Consider the following 11,078-nt stretch of genomic DNA (forward strand, 5'->3'; position numbering starts at 1 on the left):
AATTCACTTTATTTTAAAGCATACAAACGCTTGTTGCTAGTATCTGGTTTTACATGTTCTAATTCGCCATATGGTTTTACAAGTGGCTTTAAAACACACAAACCTGTTGTTCTACCTCTAATTACTAATTTACTTGCTTTTACAGACCAATTCCATCTAAATTTATCTATCGATACGTTGTGTTTTTCGATATCATACATTAAATCTTCTTGTGTTTCAATCCAATCTTTTAATTCATCTACAGACTTAAATTTAGGCATTTCATTATCTGTATTATAATAATCAAATTCCCACTTAATTGGTATAGAAAACTGTGTATTATAAGGCTCTCCAACATATCTTTCTTCTTCATTATTTAGTGCATCATACCAATCAATATCATTTTCTTCTGGATATTTTCTTGCAATTTCTTTAGAAAGATCCATTTTACCAGGTGAATATGAAGTAGGATAAAATACATAATATGGTTGTGCTAAATAATGATTGGAAAATCGACCACCAAAAATTGTGTGATAAGGTGATGCTACAACTTTTGGATTGTTTTTTGTGTAAAAAGCATCTTTTAGTGTTTTTAAAAGTTCTTTATTTTCTACCAAACCTGAAGCATGAAATATAATTTTTGAATTGGTATTTACTACATCTTCTAGTTTAGGTAAACTACCTTGCGTAATTGTTTTTCTTAAAGTTTCTGAAGTAATTTTATCACCTCTAACCACAGTTTCTAAATTCATACCTTTAAAGGGATTGCTTTTATTTACAATATGAATTTCGCTGTAAGGTTGATTGTTTCCGTTTTCGTTAAGCCACAAAATAATTTCCTCTAAAGAATATTTACCATCGATAACCTTTAAACCTTCTTCTGTGAAATATTTTCTAGCATCTTTATAAAAAGTTTCATTTCCTTTATCAAAACCAGCAATAAAAACGATCGGTTTTTTGTAAGTGATATCAGTGTTTTCTTCTGTAATTTCTTTAGATGTTTCTACAATTGCTAAATTTTCTGATGCTTTTTTTTCTGATGATGTATCGCAACTAATAAAACTGCTAGATGCTATTATTAAAGACGATACAACGAATGTTTTTCTTAAAATGTTTCTCATGATTTCTACTTTTTTTGTGTTATTACACTGTAAAAGTAGTTTAGAAGAAAGCTTAAATTTTAGCTGTTTTAGAATTCGTGAGATATCAATTAGAATTCGTAAATTAAACTGTAAATACCAATAAAAAACCTGTTAATGATTGTAGATTTCTAGTGTTGTTAAACCTTCTTGATTAGGGTTTTTAGCAAAAGATTTTAAATAAGAATTCATATAATTTATGATTCTTTCTTCTGGATAAAATAATACTTTATTATCATATTGAGCCCATTCATTCATGTTTAAATAGGCTTTACCGTTTTTGTAACGATAAAAATCTTGAATGTGTTCTGGTAAATTATCTTCTAATTCTTCACTAAGAATAATATTGTAATAATTCAAATCTGCAGTAAAAAAATGAAATGATAATAAATTATCGTAAAAACCAGTTAAATTATTTGCCAATGGTAATAACATTGTAAAAACTAAAATAACAGCTTTTTGTTTGTTATAAAATTTGATAAAGAAATCTGAAAAATTTATTGTTTTTAAAGACCAAAATATGATAAAAACTGATAACATATTTTGGATATTCCAAGGTACAACATTGTAACCGTAGCCTAAGTAAAATAACAAAAATGTTATTGTTGCATGCATTAATAAAATAAATAAAACGGCAAATTTTCTGGTTTTATTAAACAATAATAAAACACCCATAGATGCTTCTAACCAAGGTACAGCGTATGTAAAATATTCTAATAATATATGCGGTAAAAAGCTAAAATGCTTTTCTAAGGCACTTAACCATTGAATGTAGAATTCACCATTTACTTTTTGAATTCCGCTCCAGAAATAAGTTGCAAAAAAAACTAAAATAACTGCATAAAGAACTTTTTTATAGTCTGTTTTCTTTGGGAAAACTTCAATTGCTAAAATTGTTAGAAAGCTTTGATAGAAGTAGGGTTGTAGTCTATTTTGATCAACTAAAGAAAGATAAATATATAATAAAAGAATTAGAAGACCTTGCCATCTTTTATTTTGAAAAATATATACAATTTGTAAAAGAAAAAAACTTCCAGCTAAAATATAATCTAAAGGATTTGTAGGAATTTGTAACCAATCAAATAAAGGGATTACAGGAAAAACTTTTGTGGTAATCCATAATTTAGGAGCATATATCATCAATATTAAAACCCCTAATATAGCTAGGATTCTAACGTAATTTACCTTTTGTTCGTTAGTTATATTAGTTATCATTTATAAATTTAATTTTTCTGCTAAATATTTAGAAGTGTACGATTTTTTATTTTTCACCAATTCTTCTGGCGTACCTTCAAAAATAAGTTGACCACCATTTTTACCACCTTCTAAGCCTAAATCTATGATATAATCTGCACACTTTATCAATTCTATATTATGCTCAATTACAACAATAGAATGTCCGCGTTCTATTAAAGCATTAAAAGAAGCTAATAGTTTTTTAATATCATGAAAATGCAAACCAGTTGTAGGTTCATCAAAAATAAACAAGGCTTTGTCTTTTGTGTTTCCTTTAACTAAGAACGATGCTAGTTTTATTCGTTGTGCTTCTCCGCCAGAAAGGGTAGAAGAAGATTGTCCTAATTTTACATATCCCAAACCAACATCTTGTAAAGGCTTTAATTTGTTGGCTATTTTTAGTACTAAATTTTCTGTAAAAAAAGCAACAGCATCATCAATAGTTAGATTTAAAATATCATCAATAGATTTACCATCAAACTTAACTTCTAATACTTCTTTTTTAAACCTTTTACCGTTACAAGTTTCGCATTCTAAATGCACATCGGCCATAAATTGCATTTCTATTGTAACTTCACCTTCGCCTTTACAAACTTCACATCTACCACCTTCTACGTTAAAAGAAAAGTGTTTTGGTTTGTAATTTCTGATATTAGATAATTTCTGATTTGAGAATAACGCTCTAATATCATCATAGGCTTTGATATACGTAACAGGATTAGATCTAGAAGATCTACCAATAGGATTTTGATCGATAAACTCAACATGTTTTAAGGTGTCAAAATTACCAATTACATCTGTGTGTTGCCCAATTTTATCACCATAACCAACTAATTTCTTTTGCATTGTTGGATACAGAATTTTCTTAACTAAAGTACTTTTACCAGAACCAGAAACCCCTGTAATAACAGATAAACAATTTAAAGGAAATGTAACATCCACATTTTTTAAATTATTTTCTCTAGCGCCAAGAATTTGTATCTTATTGTTTGATTTTCTTCTTTTTTTAGGAACTTCGATTGTTAAATCTTCATTTAAATATTTTGCTGTTAAAGAATCAGATTTTAAAATTTCATCAAAATTACCTTCAGCAACAACATTTCCTCCGTAGGTTCCTGCTTCCGGACCAATATCAATAATATAATCTGCTTCTTTCATGATATCTTCATCATGTTCTACCACAATTACAGTGTTACCTAAATTTCTTAAATCTTTTAAAACGCCAATTAATCTTTCTGTATCTTTAGGATGTAAACCAATACTAGGTTCATCTAAAATATACATAGAACCAACCAAAGAACTTCCTAAAGATGTTGCTAAATTAATTCGCTGACTTTCTCCACCAGAAAGTGTGTTAGATGTTCTGTTAATGGTTAAATAATTTAAACCAACATTAGTTAAAAACTGCAATCTGTTGTTAATTTCTGTAAGCAGTCTTTTACCTATTTTTTCTTCATATTTATTCAGTTTAATTTCCTTGAAGAAAGAAGCCAATTCGTCTAAAGGCAAAGCAACTAAATCTGAAATGTTTTTAGAATTGATTTTAACATAATTAGTTTCTTCTCTTAAACGCTTGCCATTACAAGTTGTACATTTTGTTTTGCCACGGTAACGAGAAAGCATTACACGATTCTGAATTTTATAACTTTTTTCTTCTAAAACAGAAAAGAAATGATGGATTCCGTGAAAAGAACTATTACCATTCCAAACCAACTCTTTTTGTTTGTCTGAAAGTTCAAACCAAGGTTTATGAATTGGAATGTCAAATTTATAAGCAACTTCTATTAAATCTTCTTTATAATGAACATAAGCAGGTGTTTTAAAAGGAAAAATAGCGTCTTCAAAAATGGATAAACCTGTGTTTGGTATTACTAAATCTTCATCGATGCCAATTACATTTCCATATCCTTCGCAAGTTGGGCATGCGCCGTATGGATTGTTAAAGCTAAATAAATGTGTGTTAGGTTCTAAAAAAGTAATGCCATCTAATTCGAATTTATTACTGAATTCTGAAACATTATTATCTTCTAAATTTTCTACAAAACAAACACCTTTTCCTTCAAAAAAAGCAGTCTGTATAGCATCTGCTAATCGATTGTAGAAATCTTCATCATCTTTTTTTACAATTCTATCTACAACTAAAAGTAAAGGTTCATTTTTAAATTCTTCTTGCGGAAAACTAGTAATTTTATATACTTTATCATTCCATTTAAGTCTTGCATAACCTTGCTGCTCTAAAACTTGTAAAACGGTTTTTAAATCTCTGTTTTCATCTATAGTTACAGGTGCAAGTAAAAGTAATTTAGTGTTGTCGTTAAATTTTTTTATAAAATTTACAACATCCGAAACAGTATCTTTTTTAACTTCATTACCAGAAATAGGAGAGAAGGTTTTACCTATTCTAGCAAACAATAATTTTATATAATCGTAAATTTCTGTACTTGTACCAACAGTAGACCTTGGGTTTGTAGAGTTAACTTTTTGCTCTATTGCAATTGCGGGTGCAATACCTTTAATATACTCTACTTTAGGTTTGTGTAATTTACCTAAAAATTGTCTTGCATAGGAACTTAAACTTTCTACATAACGCCTTTGGCCCTCTGCATAAAGGGTATCAAAAGCTAAAGAAGATTTACCAGAACCAGAAAGACCTGTAATAACTACTAATTTATTTCTAGGAATTACAACATCTATATTTTTTAAATTGTGCAATTTGGCACCTTTTATAATGATGTTTTCTTTAGGATTTACGGCTGAAATATCTGTCTTCATGTATCAAAAATATAAGCTATAAAATTACCAAAAAATTACCTCATTTAGAAATTACTAAAATCTTTTTTGTAAAAAGTTTGTACTTTAAATAAAAAATATTCATATTTGTAGTATAAACCTCACAAAATTAGACGTATATAGTATAAAATTACTTTAAAAATTATTAACAAATAATAATAAGAAAAGCACTAACGGCTTTTCTACAAGTAATTATGATACGTACTAATACAATTTCAGATAGCATTTTAGTAAGCGATTATATTAAAGGTAAAGAAGCCTCTTTAGCTATTTTAATCAACAGACACCAACAACGCCTTTTTAGCTTTATTTACAGTAAAGTACAAGATAAAGATTTAACAGAAGATATTTTTCAGGATACTTTTATTAAAGTAATTAGAACTTTAAAAAAAGGAAATTATAATGAAGAAGGAAAGTTTTTACCTTGGGTTATGAGAATTGCTCATAATCTAGTAATTGATTATTTTAGAAAGAATAATAGAATGCCTTCATTTAAAAATACTGATGAGTTTGACATTTTTTCTGTTTTACATGACGGTAGCTTAAATGCAGAAAAACAAATTATACAAGAACAGATTTACGATAATGTAAGAGAGCTTGTTAATGAGTTGCCACAAGAGCAAAAAGAAGTTTTAGTTATGCGAATGTATAAAGATATGAGCTTTAAAGAAATAAGCGAAAATACAGGCGTAAGTATAAATACAGCTTTAGGTAGAATGCGTTATGCTTTAATAAATATGCGTAAGCTAATAGATAAACATAAAATTATTTTGGTGAATTAACAATAAAGTTTAAAATGCGTCGTTATTAAATTAGAAACCAATATATTAAATAATTTATATGATGCAACTTTACTCTAAAAAGTCTTCTGATTATCAGAGGCAACCAAAAAAAGAAACAGTTCAATTTTTGATTAATTTTTCCAAATCTCTACGAATTGAAAAAACAAAATCAAATAACTTCATTGAATTGAATTTGAATTAAGAGTGGAAAAAGCTTCAACTAACGTTGGGGCTTTTTTTATATGCACTATTTAAAAAATTAAATGAGTTAATACAAAATCTAATATCTAAGTAACTTGCAGCCATGGAAAACATATTAGTAGCAGGTGCAAATGGTACCACAGGAAAAAAAATAGTTAATTTATTAGAAACATCACAATATTTTAATCCAATTGCTATGGTTAGAAAAGAAGAACAAAAAAAGCAATTTGAAGATAAAAATATTAAAACCGTTTTAGCAGATTTAGAAGAAGATGTTTCTTTTACAACTAAAAATATAGACAAAGTTATTTTTGCCGCTGGTTCTGGTGGTAAAAAAGTAGTAGAAGTAGATCAAGAAGGAGCTAAAAGAATGATAGATGCAGCAATAAAAGAAAACGTATCTAAGTTTGTAATGTTAAGTTCTATGGGAGCAGACAATCCTGAGCAAGCAGATGATTTGCAAGAATATTTAAAAGCGAAACACAATGCTGATGTTTATTTAAAAGAAAGTAATCTTACATATTCTATTGTTAGACCAGGGTCTTTAACTGACAAAAAAGGAAAAGGAAAAATTGAACTAAGCGGAAAACTTAATAAATCTGGTAAAATTACAAGAGATGATGTAGCACAAACTTTAGTTAGATCTTTACATGACACAGCCGCAATTAATAAAACTTTCGAAATTATAGAAGGAGAAACATTAATTGGTCAAGCAGTTCCTCATTAAGATATTACAATATTATAAAACAAAAAAAACACCTTTTTAAGGTGTTTTTTTTGTTTTATAATACTCGTTTAAAACTGTTTTTCTACCAATTGTTTTAGTAATAATGTCGTTGTCTAAATTCCAGCCTCTAGCAGGAGAATATTCTCTTCCGTACCAAATAATTTGAAGATGTAAATCATTCCATAGTTCTCTTGGGAATAATCTTTTTGCATCTTTTTCTGTTTGTGCAACGCTTTTTCCGTTACTTAAATTCCAACGATACATCAATCTTAAAATATGCGTATCTACCGGAAAAGCGGGTACACCAAATGCTTGACTCATTACAACACTTGCAGTTTTATGACCAACAGCAGGTAATTCTTCTAAACCTTCGAAACTTTGAGGAACTTCGCCATCATATTTTTCTATTAAAATTTTAGACAAACCGTAAATTCCTTTACTTTTCATTGGAGACAAACCACATGGTCTTATGATTTCCTTAATTTCTTCAATAGACATTTTTACCATATTAAAAGGATTGTCTGCTTTGGCAAACAATAATGGTGTAATTTGATTTACTCTAACGTCTGTACATTGTGCAGACAGCAATACTGCAATTAACAATGTATACGGATCTTTATGATCTAACGGAATAGGAATTTCTGGATATTTTTCTTGAAGTGTATCAATTACAAATTGTACTTTTTCTTGCTTTGTCATAAATAATAGATAAGGTGTAAAGTTAAAAAAAGTTAAAAGTAAATTCTTTAGTATTACTTTACTTTTTTTAATAATTAAAGTAAAAAACTTTCTATTTTTATATTCTAAAATTTCAAGACAAATGACATCATTAAAAATAGGAGACAAAGCTCCGGAATTTGAAGCAAAAGACAACACAGGTAACACAATTAAATTATCAGATTACAGCGGTAAAAAATTAGTTCTATTTTTTTATCCAAAAGCAAGTACACCAGGTTGTACTAATGAAGCGTGTGATTTAAGAGATAATTATCAAACTTTTTTAAGCAAAGGCTATGATGTTTTGGGTGTAAGCGCAGATTCTGCAAAAAGACAACAAAATTTTATCAATAAAAATGAATTGCCATTTCCTCTATTAGCAGATGAAGATAAAGCAGTAATTGAGGCTTTTAATGTTTGGGGACCTAAAAAATTTATGGGAAGAGAGTATGACGGAATTCATAGAACCACTTTTGTTATAGATGAAAATGGTGTTATAGAAGATGTAATTTCAAAGGTAAAAACAAAGGCGCATGCAGCCCAAATTTTAGAATAATGAATACCTTTTTAGGTAATTATTATTCCTTTTTGAATACCGAATTTTATTAATTCTGGTGTACTTTTTGTTAACGTAATTTCAAAAAGCTCCCTTTTATGAGATTTTAAAGAACTTTCTGTAATGTTTAAGATTGCAGAGAGTTCTTTTTCTTTTTTATTCGAATAATCATATAATGCTTGTAAAATCTCTAATTTTCTTTTTGTAAACTTATAATTATCGATTTCTACTTTAAAAGAAGATTTATTCTTTTTAACGGTTTTACTCATAAAACAAGTAAGAATAACTTCTTTAAAATTTTCTAAATCTTCATCCTTTCCAACAAAAAAATCTACACCGTTACTTATTGCTTTATTTTTAATATAATTATTGTTCATGGTTGTTAAAGCAATGATTTTAAAATTGTTATTCTTTTTAATTTCATTTAAGAAATCTAAAGAACTCTTTCCATTAAAATTTACGTCTAAGATTAAAACGTCAAATTTGTTTAGTGATGTAAAAGAAATTAAATGATCAAGATTATTAAACGTTTGTATTACATTTAATTCTTCATGAAAATTTAAACTATCTTTTAATGCATCGCAAAAAAAACGATTGTCATCAGCAATTACTATATTTATTGGACTTTTAATCATTTACAAGGATTTCAATTTTAAAAGTACTTCCGGTTTTATCAGAAATAATATTTAAGGTTCCTTTTAACTGAGAAACTCTTTCTCTTATACTATTTAAACCGAAACTTGAATCGGAAATTTTATCAGTATTAAAGCCAATACCATCATCTTTTACTTCTATAAAAACAACTTTATTTTTTTGTTGATGAATATTGATATTAATTATGGTTGATTTAGAATGTTTTATTGCGTTGGTAGTTAATTCTGATATAATTCGATAGATGTGAACACATTTATCTTGTGGCAAATCTATACCGTCTAGATTAAAGTTATGTGATATTTTCTGATTTGTAAGTTTATCTAATTTTTCACAAAATTCTATCAAACTAGAAATAAAGTTTTCTGAATTGATTTTAGGAGCATATAAACTGTTTAGTAAATATCTATAGTCTTTATAAAAAGCATCTAAAATTTCTTGTACTTTTTCTGGTGTATTGTCTGCTTTTTGTAAAAGTCTCAGTTTTAAAGCTTCTAAATATCCGCCAAAGGTATCATGCACATTATTTACAAGTTTGTTGCGTTCTTGTTGCTGTACTTCTAGTGTCTTATTTTGAAAGTTATATTTAAGTTCATCACTAACTTTTTTCAACTTAAAATAACTTCTTTGAGTATCTATAACAGTACCAAAAATATAGCGCGTAAATAGCAAAATTTCTAATGATAGTGCTAAATAATAAATATTTGGTCCGCTATATTTAATTGCTAATGTATTATGTACTTCCGGGTTCATAATTTGACCATTTATAACAGCTAAAATTGGTACAATAAAAGCTATGACTAAGTATAAAGGTAATTGTTTCTTAATTGTTAAATAGATATGATTTAAAACCCAAATAAACGCGATTATCTTTAAAACTGTCCAAACATAAAGATATAAGTTTATGAATCCTCCGAAGAAAAATTTATAAACATATAATAATACAAACGGAATTGTGAAGTATGCTCCCCATTTAAAAATTCTTTTTGATATTTTTTGATTTGCATTTAATTTATAAAAATTTAAATAGAATAAACCCATACAGAGCACACCAATTGTTTGGCTAAAACTTCTAACATTATTAATTAAAAATACGCTATCAGACCAAATATATTGTACTCCTAAGCCTTTGCCTGCCAAAAATTCGAAAAATACAGTAACTATATATGCTGCATAAAATAAAACAGCATATTCTTTTTTTAATACTGCAAAAAAGACAAGTATAAGAGTCATGCTTATTAAAAAAGCTATAAAAAGTCCGAAATAAAAATATTCTGATTGTACTCGTTTCAAAAAATCATTTTCATTTTCTAAATAAAGAGCCAATCTAGTTCTACCAGTGCTATTTTTTATTCTTAAAAAAACATCAGTTTTTAAAATGCTATCGGTTTCAATTTTCCAAACTGGATTTCTGTAAAAAATGTTTTTATGCGGAAAAAGTTCGTTGTAAGAAACACTAGAAAGGGTATCAATTTTATTTCCTTTTTTCAAGTAAACTTTACCAAAATCTAAATAAGTATTGGCAATTGTAAAGTATTTTTTATCTATTTTTTTTGAAGTATTGTCTAAAGAGAAATGATACCAAAACGTTTTACCGTTTAAAATTTTGTAAATTTTTTGATTTTCTTCTTTTTGAAATTCTCCTGATTCATAATTGTGTATTATCTCTAAAATTGAAAGATTTTGCTCTTTAGTGTCAAAATATTTTAAATCATCATAAACCGATTTTTGTTTTTCTTGAGCACTAATAAAACTAAAAATATGAATAAAAAAGAGGAGAGTAATTTTTTTCAATGGGTTCTAAAGTTCTAAAAGACAATACTAAAGTATGGTTTTTTTTAAAGAACTACAATTAATTTTACAAAGCTTATAAAATGCTTAAAAAATTATGGGGGTAGTTAAACTATTTGATAAGTCAAATTTAGAATTAATTTCAAAAAAGGATAATGAATCGATAGATAGGAAATTGTCTATTAGCTTTATTAGAGACTTTCTTTTCTTTTTTAATATCAAACAAGAAGATTTGCCAAAATTAATTTCTTATTCAGAAGAATTAGAAAGAAATAGGCAGTTTGTACTAGAAAATAAAAAATATTTTGAAACATTAACTTGTAAAGAAAAAGAGGTTTTTACACTTGTAATTAAGGGAAAATCCTCTTGCGAAATTGCAAATAGTTTATTTATAGAAACATCAACAGTTTCTACTCATAGAAAGCGAATTAAGCAAAAGTTGAATTTAACCTCAATATTCGATTGGTATAATTATGCGAAAGCTTTTGACTTAGCATAATTAAAAATTT

Annotated in this window: 10 protein-coding genes; 4 read left to right on the plus strand and 6 right to left on the minus strand. The window is 27.4% G+C overall.

Annotated features, from left to right (window positions below):
* Positions 1-8 precede the first annotated feature (8 nt).
* The 3 genes from WG950_RS01585 to uvrA form a co-directional block, all read right to left on the minus strand.
* Positions 9-1,100 carry a hypothetical protein gene (locus WG950_RS01585; protein WP_340933711.1) on the minus strand — a complete coding sequence of 364 codons (1,092 nt, stop codon included), beginning with the start codon at positions 1,098-1,100 and terminating at the stop codon, positions 9-11.
* 132 nt (positions 1,101-1,232) lie between these two features.
* Positions 1,233-2,333 carry a MauE/DoxX family redox-associated membrane protein gene (locus WG950_RS01590; protein WP_340933713.1) on the minus strand — a complete coding sequence of 367 codons (1,101 nt, stop codon included), beginning with the start codon at positions 2,331-2,333 and terminating at the stop codon, positions 1,233-1,235.
* A complete protein-coding gene (gene uvrA / locus WG950_RS01595) occupies positions 2,334-5,126 on the minus strand; it encodes an excinuclease ABC subunit UvrA (RefSeq protein ID WP_340933715.1) in 2,793 nt (930 codons plus the stop codon).
* A 212-nt stretch (positions 5,127-5,338) separates the two neighbouring features.
* Here uvrA and WG950_RS01600 point away from each other — a divergent pair, with 212 nt between their 5' ends.
* The gene (locus WG950_RS01600; protein ID WP_077809404.1) at positions 5,339-5,926 is read left to right on the plus strand and encodes an RNA polymerase sigma factor; all 588 of its coding nucleotides are present in this window, start codon (positions 5,339-5,341) and stop codon (positions 5,924-5,926) included.
* Between the two features lie 304 nt (positions 5,927-6,230).
* Complete coding sequence (locus WG950_RS01605) at positions 6,231-6,854, plus strand: SDR family oxidoreductase (protein ID WP_340933718.1); 624 nt, start codon at positions 6,231-6,233, stop codon at positions 6,852-6,854.
* A gap of 36 nt (positions 6,855-6,890) precedes the next feature.
* Here WG950_RS01605 and WG950_RS01610 read toward each other — a convergent pair whose 3' ends face one another.
* The gene (locus tag WG950_RS01610; RefSeq protein WP_340933719.1) at positions 6,891-7,553 is read right to left on the minus strand and encodes an endonuclease III domain-containing protein; all 663 of its coding nucleotides are present in this window, start codon (positions 7,551-7,553) and stop codon (positions 6,891-6,893) included.
* Positions 7,554-7,674: 121 nt separating this feature from the next.
* On the opposite strand from WG950_RS01610, the gene bcp reads away from it, so the two are divergent.
* Positions 7,675-8,127 carry a thioredoxin-dependent thiol peroxidase gene (bcp, locus tag WG950_RS01615; RefSeq protein WP_340933721.1) on the plus strand — a complete coding sequence of 151 codons (453 nt, stop codon included), beginning with the start codon at positions 7,675-7,677 and terminating at the stop codon, positions 8,125-8,127.
* An 11-nt stretch (positions 8,128-8,138) separates the two neighbouring features.
* Here bcp and WG950_RS01620 read toward each other — a convergent pair whose 3' ends face one another.
* Positions 8,139-8,762, minus strand: coding sequence for a response regulator transcription factor (locus WG950_RS01620; RefSeq protein ID WP_340933723.1), 624 nt, complete (start codon positions 8,760-8,762; stop codon positions 8,139-8,141).
* Positions 8,755-10,572, minus strand: coding sequence for a 7TM-DISM domain-containing protein (locus WG950_RS01625; RefSeq protein WP_340933725.1), 1,818 nt, complete (start codon positions 10,570-10,572; stop codon positions 8,755-8,757). Before WG950_RS01625 ends, WG950_RS01620 begins: the two co-directional genes overlap by 8 nt.
* 94 nt (positions 10,573-10,666) lie before the next feature.
* On the opposite strand from WG950_RS01625, the gene WG950_RS01630 reads away from it, so the two are divergent.
* Complete coding sequence (locus tag WG950_RS01630; protein ID WP_340933727.1) at positions 10,667-11,068, plus strand: helix-turn-helix domain-containing protein; 402 nt, start codon at positions 10,667-10,669, stop codon at positions 11,066-11,068.
* The last annotated feature ends 10 nt before the right edge of the window (positions 11,069-11,078 follow it).

Source organism: Polaribacter marinaquae, assembly GCF_038019025.1.
In the GTDB taxonomy this organism is placed as follows: domain Bacteria; phylum Bacteroidota; class Bacteroidia; order Flavobacteriales; family Flavobacteriaceae; genus Polaribacter; species Polaribacter marinaquae.

What these genes read in the sequence shown, in the direction of transcription:
- WG950_RS01630 (WP_340933727.1), top strand. Translation starts at nt 10,667, where the DNA reads ATGGGGGTAGTTAAACTATTTGATAAGTCAAATTTAGAATTAATTTCA.
- WG950_RS01605 (WP_340933718.1), top strand. Translation starts at nt 6,231, where the DNA reads ATGGAAAACATATTAGTAGCAGGTGCAAATGGTACCACAGGAAAAAAA.
- WG950_RS01590 (WP_340933713.1), bottom strand. Translation starts at nt 2,333, where the DNA reads ATGATAACTAATATAACTAACGAACAAAAGGTAAATTACGTTAGAATC.
- WG950_RS01610 (WP_340933719.1), bottom strand. Translation starts at nt 7,553, where the DNA reads ATGACAAAGCAAGAAAAAGTACAATTTGTAATTGATACACTTCAAGAA.
- WG950_RS01600 (WP_077809404.1), top strand. Translation starts at nt 5,339, where the DNA reads ATGATACGTACTAATACAATTTCAGATAGCATTTTAGTAAGCGATTAT.
- WG950_RS01620 (WP_340933723.1), bottom strand. Translation starts at nt 8,762, where the DNA reads ATGATTAAAAGTCCAATAAATATAGTAATTGCTGATGACAATCGTTTT.
- bcp (WP_340933721.1), top strand. Translation starts at nt 7,675, where the DNA reads ATGACATCATTAAAAATAGGAGACAAAGCTCCGGAATTTGAAGCAAAA.
- uvrA (WP_340933715.1), bottom strand. Translation starts at nt 5,126, where the DNA reads ATGAAGACAGATATTTCAGCCGTAAATCCTAAAGAAAACATCATTATA.
- WG950_RS01585 (WP_340933711.1), bottom strand. Translation starts at nt 1,100, where the DNA reads ATGAGAAACATTTTAAGAAAAACATTCGTTGTATCGTCTTTAATAATA.